The organism is Allobosea sp. TWI1241, assembly GCF_039673065.1.
Classification (GTDB): Bacteria; Pseudomonadota; Alphaproteobacteria; order Rhizobiales; family Beijerinckiaceae; genus Allobosea.
On sequence record NZ_JBDJKW010000008.1, the window covers coordinates 90,966 to 113,062 of the forward strand.

At 70.5% G+C, this 22,097-nt stretch carries 20 protein-coding genes; 14 read left to right on the forward strand and 6 right to left on the reverse strand.

From position 1 onward, the window contains the following. Positions 1-27: 27 nt before the first annotated feature. The 8 genes from ABE438_RS12265 (at position 28) to ABE438_RS12300 (ending at position 9,929) form a co-directional block, all read left to right on the forward strand. Positions 28-1,854, forward strand: coding sequence for a TRAP transporter large permease (locus ABE438_RS12265; RefSeq protein ID WP_346503010.1), 1,827 nt, complete (start codon positions 28-30; stop codon positions 1,852-1,854). A gap of 117 nt (positions 1,855-1,971) precedes the next feature. Beyond that, the gene (locus ABE438_RS12270; protein ID WP_346502909.1) at positions 1,972-2,991 is read left to right on the forward strand and encodes a TRAP transporter substrate-binding protein; all 1,020 of its coding nucleotides are present in this window, start codon (positions 1,972-1,974) and stop codon (positions 2,989-2,991) included. 180 nt (positions 2,992-3,171) lie between these two features. Next, positions 3,172-5,484, forward strand: coding sequence for a putative bifunctional diguanylate cyclase/phosphodiesterase (locus tag ABE438_RS12275; RefSeq protein ID WP_346502910.1), 2,313 nt, complete (start codon positions 3,172-3,174; stop codon positions 5,482-5,484). A 75-nt stretch (positions 5,485-5,559) separates the two neighbouring features. Further along, complete coding sequence (locus tag ABE438_RS12280; RefSeq protein ID WP_346502911.1) at positions 5,560-6,606, forward strand: histone deacetylase family protein; 1,047 nt, start codon at positions 5,560-5,562, stop codon at positions 6,604-6,606. Between the two features lie 240 nt (positions 6,607-6,846). Then, a complete protein-coding gene (locus ABE438_RS12285) occupies positions 6,847-7,809 on the forward strand; it encodes an ABC transporter substrate-binding protein (protein WP_346502912.1) in 963 nt (320 codons plus the stop codon). A gap of 19 nt (positions 7,810-7,828) precedes the next feature. Further along, on the forward strand, positions 7,829-8,374 hold the full coding sequence (locus ABE438_RS12290; protein ID WP_346502913.1) for a mismatch-specific DNA-glycosylase: 546 nt from the start codon (positions 7,829-7,831) through the stop codon (positions 8,372-8,374). Beyond that, positions 8,371-9,147 (forward strand): ABC transporter permease, encoded by a 777-nt coding sequence (locus ABE438_RS12295; RefSeq protein WP_346502914.1) that lies wholly within the window; start codon positions 8,371-8,373, stop codon positions 9,145-9,147. Before ABE438_RS12290 ends, ABE438_RS12295 begins: the two co-directional genes overlap by 4 nt. Beyond that, positions 9,144-9,929 (forward strand): ABC transporter ATP-binding protein, encoded by a 786-nt coding sequence (locus tag ABE438_RS12300; protein ID WP_346502915.1) that lies wholly within the window; start codon positions 9,144-9,146, stop codon positions 9,927-9,929. Before ABE438_RS12295 ends, ABE438_RS12300 begins: the two co-directional genes overlap by 4 nt. A 40-nt stretch (positions 9,930-9,969) precedes the next feature. Here ABE438_RS12300 and ABE438_RS12305 read toward each other — a convergent pair whose 3' ends face one another. The 4 genes from ABE438_RS12305 to hutI all read right to left on the reverse strand — a co-directional run bounded on the left by ABE438_RS12305 (position 9,970) and on the right by hutI (position 15,310). Beyond that, positions 9,970-10,542, reverse strand: a complete 573-nt coding sequence (locus ABE438_RS12305) for a HutD/Ves family protein (RefSeq protein ID WP_346503011.1) — start codon at positions 10,540-10,542, stop codon at positions 9,970-9,972. Positions 10,543-10,855: 313 nt separating this feature from the next. Beyond that, entirely contained in the window at positions 10,856-12,523 is a 1,668-nt protein-coding gene (gene hutU, locus ABE438_RS12310) for a urocanate hydratase (protein WP_346502916.1), read from the reverse strand. Between the two features lie 97 nt (positions 12,524-12,620). After that, positions 12,621-14,147, reverse strand: coding sequence for a histidine ammonia-lyase (gene hutH / locus ABE438_RS12315; protein WP_346502917.1), 1,527 nt, complete (start codon positions 14,145-14,147; stop codon positions 12,621-12,623). Next, positions 14,144-15,310, reverse strand: coding sequence for an imidazolonepropionase (gene hutI / locus ABE438_RS12320; protein WP_346503012.1), 1,167 nt, complete (start codon positions 15,308-15,310; stop codon positions 14,144-14,146). Before hutI ends, hutH begins: the two co-directional genes overlap by 4 nt. Before the next feature lie 157 nt (positions 15,311-15,467). Here hutI and ABE438_RS12325 point away from each other — a divergent pair, with 157 nt between their 5' ends. Both ABE438_RS12325 and hutC read left to right on the forward strand, forming a co-directional pair. Next, positions 15,468-16,832, forward strand: coding sequence for a formimidoylglutamate deiminase (locus ABE438_RS12325; protein WP_346502918.1), 1,365 nt, complete (start codon positions 15,468-15,470; stop codon positions 16,830-16,832). Between the two features lie 7 nt (positions 16,833-16,839). Next, positions 16,840-17,589, forward strand: coding sequence for a histidine utilization repressor (gene hutC / locus ABE438_RS12330; RefSeq protein ID WP_346502919.1), 750 nt, complete (start codon positions 16,840-16,842; stop codon positions 17,587-17,589). A 75-nt stretch (positions 17,590-17,664) separates the two neighbouring features. On the opposite strand, the gene ABE438_RS12335 is transcribed toward hutC, so the two are convergent. Beyond that, positions 17,665-17,928, reverse strand: coding sequence for a glycine zipper domain-containing protein (locus ABE438_RS12335; protein WP_346502920.1), 264 nt, complete (start codon positions 17,926-17,928; stop codon positions 17,665-17,667). A gap of 62 nt (positions 17,929-17,990) precedes the next feature. Beyond that, positions 17,991-18,470: a PRC-barrel domain-containing protein gene (locus tag ABE438_RS12340; RefSeq protein ID WP_346502921.1), complete on the reverse strand. Its 480-nt coding sequence runs from the start codon at positions 18,468-18,470 to the stop codon at positions 17,991-17,993. 359 nt (positions 18,471-18,829) lie between these two features. On the opposite strand from ABE438_RS12340, the gene ABE438_RS12345 reads away from it, so the two are divergent. The 4 genes from ABE438_RS12345 (at position 18,830) to ABE438_RS12360 (ending at position 22,064) form a co-directional block, all read left to right on the forward strand. Further along, a complete protein-coding gene (locus tag ABE438_RS12345; protein WP_346502922.1) occupies positions 18,830-19,213 on the forward strand; it encodes a PRC-barrel domain-containing protein in 384 nt (127 codons plus the stop codon). A gap of 260 nt (positions 19,214-19,473) precedes the next feature. Continuing rightward, positions 19,474-20,382 (forward strand): transglutaminase-like domain-containing protein, encoded by a 909-nt coding sequence (locus ABE438_RS12350; protein ID WP_346502923.1) that lies wholly within the window; start codon positions 19,474-19,476, stop codon positions 20,380-20,382. 2 nt (positions 20,383-20,384) lie between these two features. Continuing rightward, complete coding sequence (locus ABE438_RS12355) at positions 20,385-21,320, forward strand: diacylglycerol/lipid kinase family protein (RefSeq protein WP_346502924.1); 936 nt, start codon at positions 20,385-20,387, stop codon at positions 21,318-21,320. Positions 21,321-21,395: 75 nt separating this feature from the next. Next, positions 21,396-22,064, forward strand: a complete 669-nt coding sequence (locus tag ABE438_RS12360; RefSeq protein WP_346502925.1) for a phosphatase PAP2 family protein — start codon at positions 21,396-21,398, stop codon at positions 22,062-22,064. Positions 22,065-22,097: the final 33 nt, after the last annotated feature.

Sequence of the window (22,097 nt, forward strand, 5' to 3'; positions counted from 1 at the left end):
CAGACGGCCGAAGCCGTCCTGCGGGAAATGCAGCAGGAGACGGCCGGCTCGGGTTCGGCGCTGGTCCGCCCGCTGGAGATCGCGGCGGCCGGGCTTCTGGTCGTCATCATCCTGCTGCTGCTCGGCGGCGTGACCTCGCGCTATCTGCTCTCGCTGCCGGTGGTCTGGATCGACGAGGCGGCGGCCACCGCCTTCCTCTGGCTCGCCATGCTGGGCGCCGCCGTCGCCATCGACCGCAACGAGCATCTGCGGCTCACGCTGTTCGTCGGCATGCTGCCCGAGCGCTGGCGCGGGCCGGTGCACGCCTTCGGCCTGCTCGTGGTCGCGACCTTCCTGCTGGTGATGGCCTGGCCGGCGATCGATTACATCATCGAGGAATCCTACGTCACCACCGCCGCCCTCAACATCAGGGCGAGCTGGCGGGTGGCGGCGATCGCCACCGGCATCGTCGCGATGCTGGCGCTGCTGCTGCACCACGCGGTGCGCCACTGCCAGGTGCGCCATCTCGTCATGGCGGCGGCGCTGATCGCGACCGTCGCCGGGCTCTGCTTCCTGCTGACGCCGGTGTTCAAGACGCTCGGCTATCTCAATATCCTGATCTTCCTGATCGGCGTGGTCGGCTTCTGCCTGGTGGCGGGCGTGCCGATCGCCTTCTGCTTTGGCATGGGGGCGCTCTGCTTCCTGGCCTTCTCGACCAATGTGCCGATCTTCGTGATGATCGGCCGCATGGATGAGGGCATGTCGAGCCTGATCCTGCTCTCGGTGCCGATCTTCGTGCTGCTCGGCTGCGTGCTCGACGCCACCGGCATGGGCAAGGCGATCGTCGACTTCCTCGCCTCGCTGCTCGGCCATGTCCGCGCCGGCATGTCCTATGTGCTGCTCGGCTCGCTCTTCCTGGTCTCGGGCATCTCCGGCTCCAAGGTCTCCGACATGGCGACCGTCGCCCCGGCGCTGTTCCCCGAGATGAAGCGGCGCGGCTACCAGCCCAAGGAGCTGATCGCGCTGCTCTCCACCGGCGCGGCCATGGCCGAGACGGTGCCGCCCTCGATCGTGCTGATCGTGCTCGGCTCGGTCGCCGGCGTCTCGATCGCCGGGCTCTTCACCAACGGCCTGATGGTCGCCGCCGTGCTGCTGGCGGTGCTGGCCGTGCTGGCCCGCTGGCGGGCGCGCGGCGAGGTGCTGGGCGGGGTGCGGCGCGCGCCGCTGGCGACGATCGGCAAGACCGCGCTGATCGCCGGCCCGGCGCTGCTGCTGCCCTTCCTGATCCGCGGCGCGGTCGGCGGCGGCGTCGCCACCGCCACCGAGGTCTCGACCATCGCGGTGCTCTACGCGCTGATCGTCGGCGTGGTGCTCTATGGCGGCATCAGCTGGAAGCGCTTCTACGGCATGCTGGTGGAGACCGCGGCCCTGTCGGGCGCGATCCTGATGATCCTCGGCACCGCGTCCGCCATGGCCTGGGCCCTGACCCAGACCGGCTTCGCCCGCGACCTCGCGGTGATGATGACCGGGCTGCCCGGCGGCTGGATCACCTTCATGGCCGTGACCATCGTCGTGTTCATGATCCTGGGCTGCGTGCTGGAAGGCCTGCCGGCGATCGTGCTGATGGCGCCGCTGATGTTCCCGATCGCCAAGAATCTCGGCATCAACGACGTGCACTATTCGATGGTGGTGGTGACCGCGATGAATATCGGCCTGATGACGCCGCCGATCGGCATCGGCTTCTACATCGCCTGCAAGATCGGCAACGTCCCGCCGGACGAGGCGATGGGCGCGATCTGGCCCTATCTGCTCGCCCTGCTCGGCGGGCTGATCATCATCGCCGGCGTGCCGTCCTTCTCCACCATGTTCCTCTGAGGAGGGGGCGGGGGCCGCGCGGCCCCCGTCACGGCGCGCGCGCCGGACCAGCCTGACTGACCTGCAATGACGGCGAAGACCGTCGCCAGACGACGACCAAGACCGGGAGGAAACCAGATGACCATTTCACGCCGCACCATCCTGCAGGGCGCCACCGCCACCGCCGCCATCGGGACGTTCTCGATCGGCGCGCGCGGCCAGCAGAGCGCCGAGTTCACCTACAAATACGCCAACAACCTGCCGATCTCGCACCCGATGAACCAGCGGGCCAACGAGGCGATGGAGAAGATCAAGGCCGAGACCAAGGGCCGGGTCGTGATCCAGGTGTTCCCGAACAACCAGCTTGGCTCCGACACCGACGTGCTGAACCAGGTCCGCTCCGGCGGCGTCGAGTTCTTCACCCTCTCGCCGCTGATCCTCTCGACGCTGGTGCCGAACGCCTCGGTCAGCGGCATCGGCTTCGCGTTCCCGAACTACGACGCGGTCTGGAAGGCCATGGACGGCGATCTCGGCACCTATGTGCGCGGCGAGATCGCCAAGGCCAACCTGCACGTCATGGACAAGATCTGGGACAATGGCTTCCGCCAGATGACCTCGTCCAAGGGCGCGATCGCCAGCCCGACCGACCTCAAGGGCTTCAAGATCCGCGTGCCTGTCTCGCCGCTGTGGACCTCGATGTTCAAGGCCTTCGAATCGGCGCCGGCCAGCATCAATTTCGCAGAGGTCTACACCGCGCTGCAGACCCATATCGTCGACGGCCAGGAGAACCCGCTGGCGATCATCGCCACCGCCAAGCTCTACGAGGTGCAGAAGTACCTCTCGATCACCAATCATATGTGGGACGGCTTCTGGTTCCTCGCCAACCGCCGCGCCTGGCAGCGCCTGCCGGAGGATCTGCGCGAGATCGTCGCCCGCAACATCAACGCCGCCGCGCTGCTGGAGCGCCAGGACGTCGCCAAGCTCAATGACGGGCTGCGTGCCGAGCTGACCTCGAAGGGCATGGCGATCAACGAGACCAAGGCCGATGAATTCCGCGCCGCCCTGCAGAAGGCCGGCTTCTACGCCGAATGGAAGGGCAAGTACGGCGACGAGGCCTGGGGCATCCTGGAGAAGGCGGTCGGCGGCAAGCTGGCCTGAGCCCGTTCGCGCCGCAGCCCGCAGCCTTAAGGGCGCGGGCGTTCACGGCGCCGGCGCGTGACGCAGCGCCCCGCGGCGCTTGCCGCGGGCGGCCCGACGGCCGCCCGCTGTCCCGTTTTTGCGCGCTCGCCGCGGACATGCTTAACTCGCCCTTGACGTTCCGCCTGACAGGATCGCGTCATGACCCGCGACGGCCTGTTTCGCTTCGGAGGAGAGTTCCTCGACCCCGTCAGGGAGACAGCGTTTCGTGAGGCCAGGCTGGCCGAGACGCTGCGGCAATGCCGCCTGCTTTTCCTGTTCTCGGTGGTGCTGAACTCGCTGTTCCTGGTCAGCGACTGGCGTTTCCACGGCACCCCGCATTTCTATGTCGCGATTCCGGCCCGCCTCTTGGTGGTCGCCGGCTCCATCGTCGCGCTCGCCCTGCTGCACCATGCCCGGACCGTCGCCCAGACCGAGCGTGTCATGGTGTTCTGGCAGGCGGTGACCGCCGGCGGCATCGCCGTCCTGGTCTCGTCGCGCTCCGACCTCGCCCTGTTCGTTGTGCTGCTGCTGCCCTCGATCTTCTATCTCGTCGTGGCGATGTCGTTCCGGCTGACGCTGACGATGGGCGCGATGTGCAGCGCGCTGATGCTGATCGGCTATCTCGGCGCCGGCCCCTATCCCGAGACGCTGCCCGGCCTGCTGCTCGTCGTCTTCCTGATGAACTGCGCGCTCGGGCTCGTCGTCGTCCACGCCAACCGACTGCGCCGCACCGAATGGCTGGCGACCCAGGCCGAGCGCACCGCCAAGGACGCGCTGGCGGTCAGCCAGGAGATGATCGAGCGGCTGTTCATGGCCGTGCCCATCCCGCTGGTCGTGGCCGCGCGGGACGATGGCCGTTTCCTGCGCGGCAATGATGCGGCCCGGCGCTATTTCGGCAAGGACCTCGCCGAGCGGCAGATCCGGGACGTGCTCTTCGACCCCGAGATCCGCCGGCGGATCGACGCGGTCCTTTACGAGCGCGACCGGATCGTCGGCCAGGAGGCGCAGGTGCTCGACGCGGGCGGGGCGGTGCGCGACGTGCTCGTCACCGCCACCACGCTCGAGACCGACGACACGCCCGCCGTCGTCGCCGGCATCGTCGACATCACCGACCGCAAGGCCGCCGAGGCCCGCACCCGGCGCCAGGCCACCCATGACACGCTGACCGGCCTGCCCAACCGCCTGTTCTTCCAGGAGCGCCTGCGCGAGGTGCTCGACGGCGTGGCCGGGCCCGGCGGCGGCGCCTGCCTCTTCCTGATCGACCTCGACGACTTCAAGTCGGTCAACGACACGCTCGGCCACGATGCCGGCGACGAATTGCTGTTCCAGGCCGCGGCCCGCCTCGCGGCCAGGGCCGAGCCCGAGGATTTCGTCGCGCGGCTCGGCGGCGACGAGTTCATCGTGCTGACCGGCCTCCTGCTGACGCCGGACGAGGCGCTCGCCAAGGCCGAGGGCCTGCTCGATGCGCTGCGCGCGCCCTGCGAGCATGGCGGCCAGACCATCAGCCCGCGTGCCAGCATCGGCATCGCGCTGGCGCCGCAGCACGACGAGGACGCGGTCGAGCTGATGAAGGATGCCGACCTCGCGCTCTACCGCGCCAAGGCCGAGGGGCGCGGCATCGCGCTGGTCTACGAGGGCTCGATGCGCGCCGCGATGCTGCGCCGCGTCGCGGTCTGCCGCGGGTTGGCGAGCGCCCTGCTCGAGAACCGGATCGAACCGTTCTACCAGCCGCAGGTCGATCTCGAGACCGGCCGGATCACCGGCTTCGAGGTGCTGGCGCGCTGGCGCCACAGCGAGCGCGGCATCATCCCGGCCGCCGCCTTCCAGGAAGGTTTCGACGATCCCGAGATCGCCGCCGGCATCACCGACGCGATCGTCGCCGGCACCTTGCGCGACCTGCGCTCCTGGCTCGATTCCGGCCATGCGGTCGGCCATGTCTCGGTCAACCTCGCCGCCAGCGTCTTCCGCGACGCCGCGCTGGCCGAGCGCCTGCTGGCGCGGCTCGACTCCGCCGGGGTGCCGACGCGGCATGTCTCGGTCGAGGTTACCGAGAGCGTGCTGCTGACGCGCAATGCCGACGAGGCGGCGCGCGTGCTGTCGACGCTGCGCGAGGCGGGCCTTCGCGTCGCGCTCGACGATTTCGGCACCGGCTACGCCTCGCTGACGCATCTGCGCCGCTTCCCGGTCGATGCCATCAAGATCGACCGCTCCTTCGTCTCGCATCTCGAAGCCGAAGGCGAGGATGCGGCGATCGTGCGGGCGCTGGTGCATCTCGCCGCCGATCTCGGGCTCGAGGTCATCGCCGAGGGCATCGAGACCGAGGCGCAGGAGGCGGCGCTGCGCGCCTTCGGCTGCCGCATCGGCCAGGGCTACCGCTATGCCCGTCCGGTCCCGGCCGGGCGCGTGCCCTGGCTGCTGGAGCTGCCGCGCCTGCCGGCCGAACCCATGCGTGGCGGGATCGTCGCCGCCTGAGCTGCGCACTGGTCCTGCGCGCGTTTTCGTGGCGCAATGGCAGCCTGATTCAAACCTGCCTGCGAGACATCAGCGATGCGTGCCTTCTATCATCCCGACCAGTCCAAGCACGACCCGCAGCAATATATGCGCTTCGGCCGTGTGGTGGCGCCCAAGGACCTGCCGGAGCGGACCGAGCGGCTGCTCGGCGCGCTGGCCCGCCACGGGATGACGCCGGAGCTGCCGGGCGCCCATGGCCGCGACCCGATCCTCGCCGTGCACGACGCCGGCTTCGTGCGCTTCCTGGAGACCGCCTGGGAAACCTGGCAGACCCTGCCGGCCGAGCGCGGCCCCGAGGTCTGGCCCGCGACCTTCCCCTATTGGAGCGGCCGTCCCGACGAGGATGTCCGCCCGCCCTGCCGGCCGACCGGCTTCCTCGGCCAGCTCGGCTGGTATCTCGGCGACATGTCGGTGCCGATCGGCGAGCATTGCTGGACCTCGGTGCTGCGCTCCTCGGAGACCGCGGTGTCAGGCGCCGAGGCGGTGCTGGCCGGCGAGCGCGCGGTCTATGCGCTCTGCCGTCCCTCGGGCCATCACGCCCGCGCCGACCGCGCCTCCGGCTTCTGCTACGTCAACAACAGCGCGATCGCGGTCCAGCGCCTGCGCGCGCGCTTCGGCAAGGTGGCGATCCTCGACGTCGACGCCCATCACGGCGACGGCACCCAGCAGATCTTCTATCGCCGGCCCGACGTGCTCACCATCTCGGTGCATGCCGACCCGACCGACTACTATCCCTTCTACACCGGCTATGACGACGAGCGCGGCAACGGGCCGGGCGAGGGCTTCAACCTCAACCTGCCGCTGGTCCACGGCGCGGCCGGCCCCGAAATGGAGGCCGCCCTCGACCGCGCCGCGCGCGCCATCCGCGACTTCGGCGCCGAGGCGCTGGTGCTCGCCCTCGGCTACGACGCACACAAGGACGATCCGATCGGCGTGCTCAAGCTGGAGGCGGCCGATTTCGGCATGATCGGCGCCAGGGTCAAGGCGATGGGCCTGCCGACGCTGGTGGTGCAGGAGGGCGGCTACGCCATCGAGGCGATCGGCGACTGCCTCGACGCCTTCCTCGGCGGCTTCAAGGGCTGAGCCCGCGCGGCGCGGCGGCCGGGGTCGCCCGGCGGCCGGGCCTGCCGGCCGCCGCGCGCGACCGTCCGCCGGTTCCCCGGCGTGCTGCCGGCCGCGTGCCCGATGCGGGCGCGCCATCCCATCCCGTCGCGCTTGACTGATTTGCATAGGCATTTAACCTGCCTTGGAACGAAGGTTGCATCCATCCCGCCGTGCCCGCGGCGGCGTCGCGGCCGTCGACAACAGGGGAAGGGTTTCGGCATGACGGGATTGAAGCGTATCGGGGCGGCGGCCGGGTTCGGCGCGGCGCTCCTGCTGGCGGCCGGCGCGGCCCAGGCGCAGACCAAGGTCGCCATCGGCATGTCGGGCTGGACCGGCTTCGGTCCGCTGACGCTGGCCAAGGAGGCCGGCATCTTCGCCAGGAACGGCCTCGACGTGACGATCCGCAAGATCCCGCAGAAGGACCGCCACCTCGCCATCGCCTCGGGCGACATCCAGTGCGCCGCGACCACGGTCGAGACCTGGATCGTCTGGGACGCCGCCGGCATCAAGACCAAGCAGCTCTTCCAGCTCGACAAGAGCTACGGTGCCGACGGCATGGCCGTGCGCAACGACGTCTCGGCGATCAAGGACCTCAAGGGCAAGCGGGTCGCGGCGTCCGCGCCCGGAACCTCGCCCTATTTCGCCCTCGCCTGGTTCCTCAAGGAGAATGGCATGTCCGTGAAGGACGTGACCGTGGTCAACATGGAGCCGGGCCCGGCGGCGCAGGCCTTCATCGCCGGCCAGAACGACGCGGCCATGACCTATGAACCCTATCTCTCGACGGTGCGCGACAAGCCCGAGACCGGCAAGATCATCGCCACCACGCTCGAGTATCCGATGGTGATGGACACGCTCGGCTGCACGCCGAAATTCCTGGCGGAGAACGATGCCGCCGCGGCCGCGCTGACCAAGAGCTATTTCGAGGCGCTCGAGATGATCAAGGCCGACAAGGACAAGGCCTACGCCATCATGGGCGCCGACGTGAAGCAGTCGGGCGAGCAGTTCGGCAAGTCGGCGGGCTTCCTGCGCTGGTCGGACGCCGAGGGCAACAAGGCCTTCTTCGGCGGCGAATGGCAGGCCTTCACCCAGAAGGCGGCCAACCTGCTGCTCGAGGTCGGGCTGATCAAGACCAAGCCGGACATCGCCTCGCTGGCGGAGACGAAGTACGTCCTCGGCAAGTAAGGCGGCAGGGGCCGCGCGCGTGCCGGGGCGGAGCGATCCGCGGGATGTCCTGCCCGACGTCCTGCCCGACGTGCTCGGCCCCGGTCTGACCCTCGTGCTCTGCGGCACGCAGGCCGGGGCGGCTTCGGCCCGGCTCGGCGCCTATTATGCCGGCCCGGGCAACCGCTTCTGGGGCACGTTGCACGCGACCGGCTTGACGCCGCGCCGGCTCGCGCCGCAGGAGTTCCGCGCGCTGCCGGATTACGGCATCGGCCTGACCGACGTCGCCAAGCGCAGCTCCGGCCCGGACGCCGCGCTGCGGGGCGACCATTTCGACGCCGACGGGCTCGCGGCGCGCATCCGCGCTCATGCGCCCGCCATCCTCGCCTTCAACGGCAAGCGCGCCGCGCAGGCGGTGCTGCGGCCGCGAGGCCGGGCGCTCGCCTACGGGCTGCAGCCCGATACGCTCGGGACGACGCGCCTCGTCGTCCTGCCCTCCACCTCGGGAGCCGCCTCCGGCTTCTGGTCGATCGAGCCCTGGCGCGCACTCGCCGCCCTCGTCAAGGAAACGAGTTCCCCGCGATGAGACCCCTCCAGCCGGTATCGCCGGCCGCCCGCGTCGTCTACGGCGTCGCCTTCTTCGCGCTGTTCGTGGCGCTCTGGTCGGTGGCGACCTTCGGCGGCTACGTCCAGAAGCTGTTCCTGGCCGATCCGCTGACCATGCTCGCCGAGGGCTGGAATCTGCTCTTCGTGCACGGTTTCCTGTTCGACATCGGCATGACGATCTGGCGCGTGGTCGGCGGCTTCGTGCTGGCGGCGCTGGTGGCGCTGCCGCTCGGCATCATGATGGGCGCCTACAAGCCGGTCGAGGCGTTCCTGGAGCCCTTCGTCTCCTTCGCGCGCTATCTGCCGGCCTCCGCCTTCATCCCGCTGCTGATCCTCTGGGCCGGCATCGGCGAGGCGCAGAAGCTGCTCGTCATCTTCATCGGCTCGGTGTTCCAGCTCATCCTGATGATCGCGGTGGCGGTCGGCTCGGCTCGGCGTGATCTCGTCGACGCCGCCTATACGCTCGGCGCCAGCGATGCCTCCGTGGTGCGGCGGGTGCTGCTGCCCAACGCCGCCCCCGAGATCGCCGAGATCCTGCGCCTCGTGCTCGGCTGGGCCTGGACCTATGTCATCGTCGCCGAGCTGATCGGCTCCTCCTCCGGCATCGGCCACATGATCACCGACAGCCAGGCGCTGCTCAACACCGGGCAGATCATCTTCGGCATCATCGTGATCGGCCTGATCGGCCTGATCTCCGACTTCCTGTTCAAGGCGTTCAACCAGCGCCTGTTTCCGTGGGCGCAGCAGTCGTGAGCAAGCTCGTCATCGACAAGGTCGGCAAGGTCTTCCCGGCGCGGGGCAAGGGGCAGGCGACGCGCGCGCTGATGCCGACCTCGCTCAGCGTCGCCGACAACGACTTCATCACCATTCTCGGCCCTTCGGGCTGCGGCAAGTCCACCTTGCTGCGCATCGTCGGCGGGCTGGAGACGGCGAGCGAAGGCCGCATCATGCTCGACGGCGCGCCGGTGACCGGGCCGGGCGCCGATCGCGGCTTCGTCTTCCAGAGCTACACGCTCTTCCCCTGGCTGACCGTGGTGCAGAACATCGCCTTCGGCCTGCGCGAGAAGGGCATCGGCGAGCGCGAGCGGCTCGACATCGCCCGCGGCTGGGCCGGGCGCGTCGGCCTCTCCGGCTTCGTCGACCATTTCCCCAAGCAGCTCTCCGGCGGCATGCAGCAGCGCACCGCGATCGCCCGCGCGCTCGCCAACGATCCCAAGATCCTGCTGCTCGACGAGCCCTTCGGCGCCCTCGACAACCAGACCCGCGCGTTGATGCAGGAGATGCTGCTCGGCATCTGGGAGCGCGAGCAGAAGACCGTGCTCTTCGTCACCCATGACATCGAGGAGGCGATCTTCGTCGGCTCGCGCGTCGTGGTGATGAGCGCCCGGCCCGGCCGGATCAAGGCCGACATCGCGATCGACCTGCCGCATCCGCGCCCCTACACCATCAAGACCACGCCCGACTTCGTCGCCCTGAAGGAGCGGCTGGTCGAGGAGATCCGCGCCGAGGCGGTGCTCGCGGCGGAGGTGCACTGAAGCCGGTGCGGCCGGCGACCGTGGCGGCCTCGCGCCGCCCTCAGGCCGCCGGCGTCAGCCGCACGACATGAAGCGCGGCCGCGCCCGTCGCGCCGAGGCAGTCCGCGCCGCAGCTCCCGGTGCCGATCGCGGCATCGCCGGGCAAGAGCGGCTCGCCGTCCACCCGCCAGCCGCCCTCCGGCGCGATCAGCAGCAGCGTGCCGTCATGCGCGATGCGGTGCGGGCCTTGGCCGGTCAGGCGCACGACGCTGTGCGCGAAGCGGCCGCGTCGGGTCATCACGTTGAGATCGTCGATCGGCCCGTCCTGCAGCAGCCCGTCCACCGGCCGGTCGGCCGCGAACGGATAGGGGGCGCTGTCGCGGTCGAGCCGGACGCGCTCGCCGTCGCCGAAGGCCAGGGTGATGCCGGCGCCGGTGAGCACGCTCAGCGTCCGCTCGATGCCGGGGAAGGTGGAAAACGGCCCGTCCGTCCCGACATGCGCCATCGAGACGCGCCAGTCGAAATCCGCCATCGACGCGCCTTCGGGATGGACGGCGATCTCGGTGGTGGTCCCGCCGCCATTCTTCCACGGCATGCTGCGATAGCGCGCGGCGCGGATGATGCGCATGATGATCTCCCCCGGCGTTCAGACATCGCCCGGGCCGTTCCGGGGCCGCTTCACGCAGTCGTTCAGAGCTTAACGCCCTTTCGTTCCGGGCTCATCACCCTGTCATTCGGGACTTAATGCGCTTTTGGTCCAGGCCAATCCCGCTGTCATTCTGGGGCCTCGCGCAGCGAGGAGCCCGCAACCCATGACGGGGTGAGACCTGACGATCCCGCCCGTTGAACAGCGCGCACCCGGTCGTGGGTTCCGGGCTCGCCCTTCGGGCGCCCCGGAATGACAGAGGGGGCGCCGGTATGGGGGCGTCACAATGACGGGCGGCCACCTACCCCAGGATGCCAGGCAGCTTCAGCCCCTTTTCGCGGGCGCAGGCGAGTGCGATGTCGTAGCCGGCATCGGCATGGCGCATCACGCCGGTGGCCGGGTCGTTCCAGAGCACGCGCTCCAGCCGCTTCGCCGCTTCTGGCGTGCCGTCGGCGACGATGACCACGCCGGCATGCTGCGAATAGCCCATGCCGACGCCGCCGCCATGGTGCAGCGAGACCCAGGTCGCGCCGCCGGCGGTGTTGAGCAGGGCGTTGAGCAGCGGCCAGTCGGAGACTGCGTCGGAGCCGTCCTTCATCGCTTCCGTCTCGCGGTTGGGTGAGGCGACCGAGCCGGAATCGAGATGGTCGCGGCCGATGACCACGGGCGCCTTCAGCTCGCCCTTCGCCACCATCTCGTTGAAGGCGAGGCCGAGCCGGTGGCGATCGCCGAGGCCGACCCAGCAGATGCGCGCCGGCAGGCCCTGGAACTGGATGCGTTCGCGCGCCATGTCGAGCCAGTTGTGCAGATGCGCGTCGTCCGGCAGCAGCTCCTTCACCTTGGCGTCGGTCTTGTAGATGTCCTCCGGATCGCCCGAGAGCGCGGCCCAGCGGAACGGGCCGACGCCGCGGCAGAACAGCGGGCGGATATAGGCCGGCACGAAGCCCGGGAAGTCGAAGGCGTCGGCGACGCCCATATCCTTCGCCATCTGGCGGATATTGTTGCCGTAGTCGAGCGTCGGCACGCCCATGCGCTGGAAGTCGAGCATCGCCTTGACGTGGACCGCCATCGAGCGCTTGGCGGCCTCGATGGTGCCGGCGGGATCGCGCTCCTTGCGCTCCTCCCACTCCTCCAGCGTCCAGCCGGCGGGCAGGTAGCCGTTGAGCGGGTCGTGCGCCGAGGTCTGGTCGGTGACGACGTCGGGGCGGATGCCGCGCTCGACCATGTCGGGGAAGACCTCCGCGGCATTGCCGAGCACGCCGACCGAGACCGCCTTGCCCTTGGCATGCGCCGCCTCGACGATCGCCAGCGCCTCGTCGATGCTCGCGGCCTTCTCGTCGAGATAGCGGGTGCGCAGGCGGAAATCGATCGAGGAGGGCTTGCACTCGACCGCGATCATCGAGGCGCCGGCCATGGTCGCGGCCAGCGGCTGCGCGCCGCCCATGCCGCCGAGCCCGCCGGTGAGGATCCACTTGCCCTTGAGCGAGCCGCCATAATGCTGGCGGCCGACCTCGGCGAAGGTCTCGTAGGTGCCCTGAACGATGCCCTGCGTGCCGATATAGATCCAGGAGCCGGCCGTCATCTGGCCGTACATCATCAGCCCGGCCTTATCGAGATGATGGAAATGCTCCCAGTTGGCATAGGCCGGCACGAGGTTGGAATTGGCGATCAGCACGCGCGGCGCGTCGGCATGGGTGCGGAACACGCCGACCGGCTTGCCGGACTGCACCAGCAGCGTCTCGTCCGCCTCGAGCGAGCGCAGGGCTGCGACGATGCGGTCGAAATCCTCCCAGCTGCGCGCGGCGCGGCCGATGCCGCCATAGACCACGAGCTCGCCCGGCTTCTCGGCGACGTCGGGGTCGAGATTGTTCATCAGCATGCGCAGCGCCGCTTCCGTCAGCCAGGACTTGGCGGTGCGCTCGCTGCCATGGGGGCTGCGGATGACGCGGCTGTTGTCGATGCGGGTCATGACGGAAATCTCCCGGAACGATCGCCCGAAGGGCCGGATGAGGGGACGCGGAGGCCGGGCTCGCCGGCGCGCGCGGCCGAAACGGGGGCGGGGCGCCTCACGCGCCGAGCTCCGCGAAGCCGTCGATCCCGGCGGCCTCGCCCAGCGCGCCGGAGAGCACGAGCGCGGTGGCGGCGGCGAGGTCGGGCGCGAGGTAACGGTCCTCGGTGAGCGGCGCGATCTTCGCGCGGATCAGCTTCAGCACCGGCTCGAGTCGCGGCGAGCTCTTCAGCGGCCGGTGATGCTCGATCGCCTCGGCCGCCGCCATCAGCTCGACCGCGACGATGCCGGCGGCGTTGCGCGCCATGTCGAGCAGGCGATAGGCGCCATGCGTCGCCATCGAGACATGGTCCTCCTGGTTGGCGGAGGTCGGGATGGTGTCCACGGAGGCCGGATAGGCCCGCTGCTTGTTCTCGGAGGCCAGCGCCGCCGCCGTCACCTGCGCGATCATGAAGCCGGAGTTCAGCCCGGCGTCGCGGGCGAGGAAGGGCGGCAGGCCGCTCATCACCGGGTCGACCAGGAGGGCGATGCGCCGCTCGGCCAGGTTGCCGATCTCGCAGATCGCCATCGCCAGCATGTCGGCGGCGAAGGCCACCGGCTCGGCGTGGAAATTGCCGCCGGAGACCACCTCGCCCGGGCCGAGCACCAGCGGGTTGTCGGTGACGGCATTGGCCTCGATGGCGAGCGTGCCGGCGGCCTGGCCGATCAGGTCGGCGACCGCGCCCATCACCTGCGGCTGGCAGCGCAGCGAATAGGGGTCCTGCACCTTGCTGTCGCCGAAGCGATGGCTTTCGCGGATCTCGCTGCCGGCGATCAGCTCGAGCAGCAGGCCGGCGATGCGGATCTGGCCCTTCTGGCCGCGCAATTGCTGGATGCGCGGGTCGAAGGGCGTGTCGGAGCCCTTGAGCGCATCGACCGAGAGCGCGCCGGCGATCAGCGCGGCGTCGAAGACGCGCGTCACCGCGACGAGCCCGGCCAGCGCCAGAGCGGTCGAGACCTGGGTGCCGTTGATCAGGGCGAGGCCTTCCTTGGCGCCGAGCGTCAGCGGCGCCTGGCCGATGCGCGCCAGCCCCTCGGCCGCCGGCAGGGTCTCGCCGCCGATGCGGATCTCGCCGACGCCCATCAGCGCCGCGGTGAGATGGGCGAGCGGCGCCAGATCGCCCGAGGCGCCGACCGAGCCCTTGGCCGGCACCACCGGCAGCGCCCCGGCACGCAGCGCGCCGAGCAGCGCCTCGACCACCGCCGGCCGCACGCCGGAGGCGCCGCGCGCCAGGCTGGCCGCCTTCATGGCGAGGATCAGCGCCACGACGCCGTCGGGCAGCGCCGGGCCGGTGCCGACCGCATGGGAGAGGATGAGATTGCGCTGCAGCGTCGCGAGGTCGGCATCGGCGATGCGCACGCTGGCGAGCTTGCCGAAGCCGGTGTTGACGCCATAGGTCACGGTGCCGGCGGCGACGATGCCGTCGACGATCTCCTGCGCGCGGGCGATCGCGCCTGTCTCGGAGAGGCCGACGCTGCGGCCGTCGAGCACGGCGCGCCAGTCGGTGAGGCAAGCCTGGCCGGGGGTGAGGGCGAGCTGGGTCATTGGCCGTTCCGGATGCGGGCGTGGAGCGGGTTGAAGCCGATGCGGTAGGCGAGCTCGGCCGGGCGCGCGATCTCCCAGATCGCGAGGTCGCAGGCCTTGCCGGCCTCAAGCGTGCCGATCTCGTCCTGGAGCCCGAGCGCGCGCGCGGCGTTGCGGGTCATGCCGGCCAGCGCCTCCTCGGGCGTCAGGCGGAACAGCGTGCAGCCCATGTTCATGGTCATCAGCGGCGAGGTCAGCGGCGAGGTGCCGGGATTGGCGTCGGTCGCCAGCGCGATCGGCACGCCATGCGCGCGCAGCAGGTCGATCGGCGGCTTCACCGTCTCGCGCAGGAAGTAGAAGGCGCCGGGCAGCACCACCGCGACGGTGCCGGCCTTCGCCATGGCGACGACGCCCGCCTCGTCGAGATGTTCGAGATGGTCGGCCGAGAGCGCGCCGAAGCCGGCAGCCAGCGCCGCCCCGCCGAGATTGGAAAGCTGCTCGGCATGGATCTTCACCGGCAGCCCCTTCGCCTTCGCGGCCGTGAAGACGCGCGCGGTCTCCTCGGGCGAGAAGGCGATGCCTTCGCAGAACACGTCGACCGCGTCGGCGAGGCCCTGCGCCGCCACCGCGTCGAGCATCGGCCCGCAGACCAGGTCGACATAGGCGCCGGAGCGGCCCTTATAGTCTCGCGGCACGGCATGGGCGCCGAGGAAGGTCGTCAGCACGCGCACCGGGCGCTCGCGGCCGAGCCGGCGCGCCACGGCGAGCACCTTGACCTCGCTCTCGGTGTCGAGCCCGTAGCCAGACTTGATCTCGACGGTGGTGACGCCCTCGGCCAGCAGCGCCTGCAGCCGACTGTCGGCGGTCTCGAACAGCGCGTCCTCGCTCGCCTCGCGCGTCGCCTTGACGCTGGAGACGATGCCGCCGCCGGCGCGCGCGATCTCCTCGTAGCTGGCGCCCTGCAGGCGCAGCTCGAACTCATGGGCGCGGTCGCCGCCATAGACGAGATGGGTGTGGCAGTCGATCAGGCCGGGCGTGATCCAGCGGCCGTCGCAGTCGATGGTCTCGGCCGCGCCGAAGGCCGGCGCCGCGGCGCGCGGGCCGGCATAGAGGATGCGCCCGTCGCGCGCCGCGACAACCCCGTCCTCGACCGCGCCATAGGGGGCGGATACGCTCGGCGCCATCGTCGCCAGACGCGCATTCACCCAGAGCCGGTCGCAGCTCGCCGATGCCTCAGCCACGTATCGCCCCTCTCGACTTCGTCTCCGTTCCGGGTAAGCTAGCTAATTGCATATGCAAAAAGCAAGCGGTGATTTGCCTATGCAAATCGGAGGGGTCGGCATGACGAGGCTGGAGCTGCATTGCGACGAGGCGCTGCTGCCGGGCGGCTTCGCCCGCTCGGTCGCGATCCGCGTGGAAGACGGCACCATCGTCGCGGTTGCGCCCGATGCCGATCCCGCGCCGGGCGTGCGCCGCCTGCCGGGCCTCACTCTGCCGGGCCTGCCGAACCTGCACAGCCATCTCTTCCAGCGCGGCATGGCCGGGCTGTCGGAACGGCGCGGCGCCTCGGAGGATTCCTTCTGGACCTGGCGCGAGGTGATGTATCGCTTCCTCGACCGTCTCGATCCCGACGATGTCGCGGCGATCGCGGCGCAGGCCATGGTCGAGATGCTGGAGGGCGGCTTCACCGCACTGGCGGAATTCCACTATCTGCATCACGACCGCGACGGCCGGCCCTATGCCGACATTGCCGAGATGGCCGGCGCCGTCGCCGCGGCGGCGGCCGAGACCGGCATCGGGCTCACCCTGCTGCCGGTGCTCTATCGCTACGGCAATTTCGGCGGCGCGCCGGCCGTCCACGGCCAGCGCCGCTTCCTGAACAATCGCGACGCCTATCTGCGGCTGGTCGAGGGGGCGGAGCGCGCGGTCGCGGCGCTGCCGGACGCACATGTCGGCATCGCCCCGCATTCGCTGCGCGCCGTCGCGCTCGACGACCTGCCCTGGCTCGCGGGCCTGAGGCCGCAGGCGCCGGTGCATATCCATGTTGCCGAGCAGACCCGCGAGGTCGAGGACGCGCTGGCGATCGCCGGCCGCCGGCCGGTGGCGCTGCTGATGGACACGGTCGCGGTCGATAGCCGCTGGTGCCTGATCCACGCCACCCATCTCGACGATGGCGAGCGCGAGGCCATGGCCCGTTCCGGCGCCGTCGCCGGCCTGTGCCCGATCACCGAGGCCAATCTCGGCGACGGCATCTTCGACGGGGTGCGCTACCGGGAGGCCGGCGGGCGGATCGGCGTCGGCAGCGATTCCAATGTCGAGATCGGCGCCGGCGGCGAATTGCGCCTGCTGGAATATTCACAGCGCCTGCGCGACCGGCGCCGCGCGCTCTGGGCTCAGGAGGGTGTCTCGGCCGGCACCCGCCTCTGGCGCGACGCCTGCGCCGGCGGCGCCCAGGCCTGCGGCCGGGCGATCGGGGCGATCGCGCTCGGCCATCGCGCCGATCTGGTGACGCTCGCGGCCGCGCATCCGGCGCTGGTCGCCAAGGGCGGCGACCTCGCGCTCGACAGCGCGCTGTTCGCCGCGCCCGCGCTGCCGGTGGCGCAGGTCCATGTCGGCGGCGAACAGCTGGTGACGGATGGCAGACATCGCGCCCGCGAGCGGGTAGAAGCGCGCTATGCGGCGGTGATGCGCCGCCTCCTGGCCTGAGATGCGCTTGACCGACACGACGCAAGATGCCGTGGCCCTGGACGGGGTGGGGCCGCTCTACGACCAGATCCGCCGCGCCATCCGCGACCTGATCGTCTCGGGCGCCTGGCCGCCGGGAACCGGCGTGCCCCCCGAGCACGCGCTGATGGAACGCCTCGGCGCCTCGCGCATGACGGTGCACCGCGCCCTGGTGCAATTGGCGCGCGAGGGGCTGATCACCCGCCGCCGCCGCTCCGGCACGATCGTCGCCTCGCCGCCTGCCAGCCATACCATGTTCGACATCCTCTCGATCCCCGACGAGGTGCGCGGGCTCGGTCAGGATTACGCCTTCCGCGTGCTCGAACGCCGTGACGGCAAGGCCCGCAGCGCCGAGATCGCCCGTTTCGAGCTCGGGTCTGCCGTCGAGATCGCTCATCTCACCCTGCTGCATTCGGCCGATGGCGCGCCGCATGTGCTGGAGGAGCGCGTCATCCATCTCGCCACCGTGCCGGATGCGGCGACGGAGGATTTCACGGCGATGCCGCCGGGCGACTGGCTGCTCCGGCACAGCCTCTGGACCCAGGCCGAGCATGCGATCAGCGCGGTCGCGGCCAGCGCCACGCAGGCCGGGCTGCTCGGACTGGCCGAGGGCGAGCCCTGCCTGCTGGTCGAGCGCCGCACCTGGAACCAGGAACGGCCGGTGACGGCGGTGCGCCTGCTCTATCCCGGCCACCGCCACCGCTTCGTCGGGCGCTTCGGCCCCTATGGCAACGTCTAGCACCCGGACATGCGAACGCCGGAGCCCCTGAGGGCTCCGGCGTCGCCGGCATCGCGGTGTTTCGCGGACCTTGGATCAGCAGGCGTAGCTGACGCGGCGGCCCCACTCGTCGCGGCCGACGCAGACGCGATCCTGCGTGGTGGCGGAGCCGATGATGGCGCCACCAGCGCCGCCGATCGCGGCACCGGCGAGGGCGCCGCCGGCGCGGCCCGTGGCGAGGCCGCCGACGAGGGCACCGGCACCCGCACCGACGACGGCGCCCGTCGCGGTGTTCTGCTCGCGGGCGGTGCAGGCGCCGAGCGTGCCGGCGACGAGGGCGGCGAGGAGAAGCTTGTTCATGATGGCGTCCTTTCGGCTTCAGGTCTGGATGAGGGTTTCGGAAGGCTGGTCGGTCTCGGGCGTCAGTTCTGGGTCGGCATCGGCGCGGGCTTGTAGGGCGGGGCGGTCTGGAGCGTCTCCGGCGCGAGGTCGAGCACCAGCTTCACCGCGCCGTCGCTGGCCCGCATCGGGCGGAAGGCGTCGTAGGAGATCGCGATGGTCTTGGCGCCGATCCCCATCACGCCGCCGACGCTGAGCAGCAGCGCACCGACGCGGCCGTCGCCGGTGACCAGCACGTCGCTGACCGTCCCGACCGACTGCTCCTGATTGTTCTGCACGGCGCGACCCGTCAGCTCGGAGCCGCGCAGCATGCCGTCGGCCACGCCGGCGGCGACGAAGGGGCCGGCGGAGGCAGGCAGGGGGGCATTGGCGACGGTCAACGGGCGCCCTTCTGCGGCATTGGCCGGCGACGGCTCGCTGGCGGTCTGCGCCAATGCGAGGCCGATGGCGCCGACGAGCATGCCGGCGACGAGCCCGTGACGGGCGACATGGCGGATGGACATGGCATTTCCCTCCGGTGCGCGGGTCTGTCGAGTGGCGAGGGCGCGCGGCCGCCTTCTGCGGACCGCGTCACCCGATCGGGAGACGCCCCTGTGGGGCCGGGCTCCCGATCGCCCGTTGCTCCCCACAACCGGCCAAAACCGCGTTTGTTCCGGGTTTTCGGACCGCCTCGCGCGCGCCCGGGCCTGCCCGCGTGCCGTGTCGACGCCGGGACGATCGGCGTCTTGAAGCCCTTATCGTCTGCGCCGGCGGGCTTTCGGCGCCGTGCCAATTTTCTTCGCTGCGGCGCGGAACAAGCCGGGAGGCGACGGGTTGATCAGCCACGTCGGCCGGCCCGGCTTCGAAACCGATGGAGGATGAGATGAGCGCGACCATGACTGCAGCTTCGACTGCCGCCAATCCGCTGATCGCGGGGGCCCGTGTCGCTGGAACGAACGTCTACAACGCCTCCGGCGATCATCTCGGATCGATCTACGACGTGATGCTCGACAAGGCGACGGGCAAGGTCGCCTACGCGATCATGTCGTTCGGCGGCTTTCTCGGCCTCGGCGAGAAATATCACCCGATTCCCTGGAGCATGCTCGACTATGACGTCGACAAGGGCGGCTACATCGTCCCGCTGACGCGGGAGAAGCTGGAAGCGGCCCCGATGTACGATGCCGAGGGCGAGCCCGACTGGCAGGATCGCGAGTACGGCAAGCGCGTCCACGACTATTACGGGACCATGCCCTACTGGATGATGTGAGCGCGCTTTAGGGGGACGCGCGCTCCAAAGGCGCAGCTCGCGGCGATTGCTATCCCCCCAGCCGGATCGTCGCGAATGCGTGGTGGGGGCCGAACGGCCCGCACCTTTTTTATCCGCGGGGCGATGTGCACCGGTCGCGCGCGCCCCGCCGGAACCCGCGCTCGCCCGTGGAACCAAACCGCCCCCGCCCGCGTCTTTCAGTGCCGGCTGGGACTTCGGTGCGGGGCGCGCCTGCTCTCCGACATGTTGCGAGGATCGACATGCTTATCCGCTACGGCTACCGGATCGAGATCGTGTGCGAGCAGCCGACGGCGCTGGTCACCATGCTCGACGTGCATCCCTCCCGTCACCACACCCTGGTTGCGCAGGACGCGATGAGCGCGACGGCGCTCGGCCCCGCCGGCGGCCAGGTGCCGCTCTCGCTGCACATCGATTCCTTCGGCAATGTCTGCCGCCGCCTGCTGGCGCCGGCCGGCGGGGTTCGCCTGGAAGCGCATGGCACCGTCCATGATCACGGCCGGCCCGACCCGGTCGTGCCAGAGGCCGGCCAGTCACACCCGGCCGAGCTGCCGCACGAGGTGATGCCCTTCCTGCTTGGCAGCCGCTATTGTGAGACCGACCGGCTGATGGACACGGCCTGGCGCCTGTTCGGCCAGGTCGAGCCCGGCTGGCAGCGCGTCCAGGCGGTGGTCGACTTCGTCCACAACCACCTGACCTTCGGCTACGCCTTCGCCCGCAGCACCCGCACCGCCGCGGAAGCCTTCGAGGAACGGATCGGCGTCTGCCGCGACTTCGCGCATCTCGCCGTGGCGCTGTGCCGCTGCCTCAACATCCCGGCGCGCTACTGCAACGGCTATCTGGGCGATATCGGCGTGCCGGCCGACCCGGCGCCGATGGATTTCAACGCCTGGTTCGAGGCCTGGCTCGATGGGCGCTGGTACACCTTCGACGCCCGCCACAACCAGCCGCGCATCGGCCGGATTCTGATCGCGCGTGGCCGCGACGCGACCGACATCCCGATGCTGAACAGCTTCGGCCCGCATGTGCTGCAGCGCTTCGAGGTGATCACCGAGGAGGTCGAGGAGACGACCACGCAGCGCGGCGCATCTCGCCAGCCGCCCCGCTACATCGGCATCGCGCCCGATGACGGGCGGCACGTCGCCGCTTGACCATGACCGGGGGGGCATCGCGGCGGGCGCAAGCCCCCAGGCGCTATCGCGTCGTCGGGAACGCGCGCGCCGGCACGGTGCTCGAAATGGGGCCTGATGATTTCGCGCGCCGTGTCGGCGAGGCCTTCCGCGCCGCCGGTTGCGAGGCCGAGGTCGCGCTCGCCCATCCGCGCGATCTGAAGGCCAGGCTGCGCGAGGCGGTCCAGGACCCCGATGCGATCGCGGTGGTCGCGGGCGGCGACGGCACCATCAACGGCGCGCTCGAGGTCTTGATCGAGAGCGATCGGCCGGTCGGCATCCTGCCGCTCGGCACCGTCAACGTGCTGGGGCGCGATCTCGGCCTGATGGGCACGCTTGAGGAGCAGATCCGCGGACTCTGCCAGGGCTCGCCGGTGGTGATGGACCTCGGCAGCATCGACGGCAAGCTGTTCCATTCGATCTCGGGCATGGGCTTCTTCAGCCTGATGGCGCGCGAGCGCGAGCATGCGCGCCGCCGCTTCCCCTTCAGCCGGGCGATGGCCTTCGCCTTTGCCGCCAGCCGCTCGATCCTGTTCACCCGGCCGATCCGGGTCGAGATGGAAATCGAGGGTGAGCTGCGCGAGGTCACGGCCGATGCCGTGCTGGTCACGGTCAACGCCTTCGACGGCGAGGACTGGCGCCGCAGTCGACTCGATGGCGGCCTGTTCGAGGTGCATGTGCTCGACACCGGCGGGCTGCTCTCGCGCTGCAAGGCGGCGGTCTCGATGGTCACCGGCAGCTGGCGCACCTCGCGCAACCTCGTGAGCTATTCCGGCACCGAGCTGACCCTGACCCGGCGTGACAAGCGCCGCGGCCATGTTACCTTCGACGGCGAGGTCGAGCGGCGCGCCGGCTCGCTTCACTACCGCCTGCTGCCGGCCGCGCTGCAGGTCATCGCCGCCCGCGAGGCGCAGCTCTGACCGGCCACGCCGGCCCGGACCGCTCGCCTTGCGCCTTCGCTGCCCGAGAGTCTTCCCGCCCGTGATCCGTCCGTCATGATCGTCCTGCAGCCGCGCATCCTCCTGCCCGTCGTCGCCGCCCTGGTCTTCGCCGGCCTGGCCTTCGTCGTGCTCTCGGGCCGCGACCTCTCCTTCGACCGCAGCGTGCTGCTGCTCTTCCGCGCGCCCTCCGACCTTGCCACCCCGCTCGGCCCGCCCTGGCTGCGCGAGGCGATGCGCGACCTGACCTCGCTCGGCAGCTTCGCCGTGCTCGGCACCATGCTGGCGGTGGCGGCGCTGATGCTGCGCGCCTGCGGCCATGGCCGGCTGGCCGCGGGCCTGCTCGCCAGCGTGCTCGGCGCGATGCTGATCAGCACGCTGCTCAAGATCGGCATCGGCCGCGAACGCCCCGACATCGTCGAGCATGCCGCGCGCACCTTCACCGCCAGCTTCCCGAGCGGCCACGCCTTCCTCTCGACGGTGGTGCTCAACGGCATCGCCGGCTTCGTCGGCGTCGCCTCCGGCCGGGCGGACATCGCGCGGCTCTGCGCAATGATCGCCTGGGCGCTGATCGTCACGATCGGCGTCAGCCGCATCTATCTCGGCGTGCACTGGCCGAGCGACGTGCTCGGTGGCTGGTGCCTCGGCCTGGCCTGGAGCAGCCTCGCGGTCGCGCTGGTGGCCCGCTGGAGTGCGACGCCGGGCGGGCGCGCGGAACCTTCCTGAGCGATCGGCGTTGCTGTTGGCGCCGCCGCGAAG

What these genes read in the sequence shown, in the direction of transcription:
- ABE438_RS12360 (WP_346502925.1), top strand. Translation starts at nt 21,396, where the DNA reads ATGATCGTCCTGCAGCCGCGCATCCTCCTGCCCGTCGTCGCCGCCCTG.
- hutI (WP_346503012.1), bottom strand. Translation starts at nt 15,310, where the DNA reads ATGGCGCCGAGCGTATCCGCCCCCTATGGCGCGGTCGAGGACGGGGTT.
- ABE438_RS12335 (WP_346502920.1), bottom strand. Translation starts at nt 17,928, where the DNA reads ATGAACAAGCTTCTCCTCGCCGCCCTCGTCGCCGGCACGCTCGGCGCC.
- hutH (WP_346502917.1), bottom strand. Translation starts at nt 14,147, where the DNA reads ATGACCCAGCTCGCCCTCACCCCCGGCCAGGCTTGCCTCACCGACTGG.
- ABE438_RS12325 (WP_346502918.1), top strand. Translation starts at nt 15,468, where the DNA reads ATGACGAGGCTGGAGCTGCATTGCGACGAGGCGCTGCTGCCGGGCGGC.
- ABE438_RS12280 (WP_346502911.1), top strand. Translation starts at nt 5,560, where the DNA reads ATGCGTGCCTTCTATCATCCCGACCAGTCCAAGCACGACCCGCAGCAA.
- ABE438_RS12265 (WP_346503010.1), top strand. Translation starts at nt 28, where the DNA reads ATGCAGCAGGAGACGGCCGGCTCGGGTTCGGCGCTGGTCCGCCCGCTG.
- ABE438_RS12350 (WP_346502923.1), top strand. Translation starts at nt 19,474, where the DNA reads ATGCTTATCCGCTACGGCTACCGGATCGAGATCGTGTGCGAGCAGCCG.
- ABE438_RS12355 (WP_346502924.1), top strand. Translation starts at nt 20,385, where the DNA reads ATGACCGGGGGGGCATCGCGGCGGGCGCAAGCCCCCAGGCGCTATCGC.
- ABE438_RS12345 (WP_346502922.1), top strand. Translation starts at nt 18,830, where the DNA reads ATGAGCGCGACCATGACTGCAGCTTCGACTGCCGCCAATCCGCTGATC.
- ABE438_RS12295 (WP_346502914.1), top strand. Translation starts at nt 8,371, where the DNA reads ATGAGACCCCTCCAGCCGGTATCGCCGGCCGCCCGCGTCGTCTACGGC.
- ABE438_RS12340 (WP_346502921.1), bottom strand. Translation starts at nt 18,470, where the DNA reads ATGTCCATCCGCCATGTCGCCCGTCACGGGCTCGTCGCCGGCATGCTC.
- ABE438_RS12270 (WP_346502909.1), top strand. Translation starts at nt 1,972, where the DNA reads ATGACCATTTCACGCCGCACCATCCTGCAGGGCGCCACCGCCACCGCC.
- ABE438_RS12285 (WP_346502912.1), top strand. Translation starts at nt 6,847, where the DNA reads ATGACGGGATTGAAGCGTATCGGGGCGGCGGCCGGGTTCGGCGCGGCG.
- ABE438_RS12275 (WP_346502910.1), top strand. Translation starts at nt 3,172, where the DNA reads ATGACCCGCGACGGCCTGTTTCGCTTCGGAGGAGAGTTCCTCGACCCC.
- hutU (WP_346502916.1), bottom strand. Translation starts at nt 12,523, where the DNA reads ATGACCCGCATCGACAACAGCCGCGTCATCCGCAGCCCCCATGGCAGC.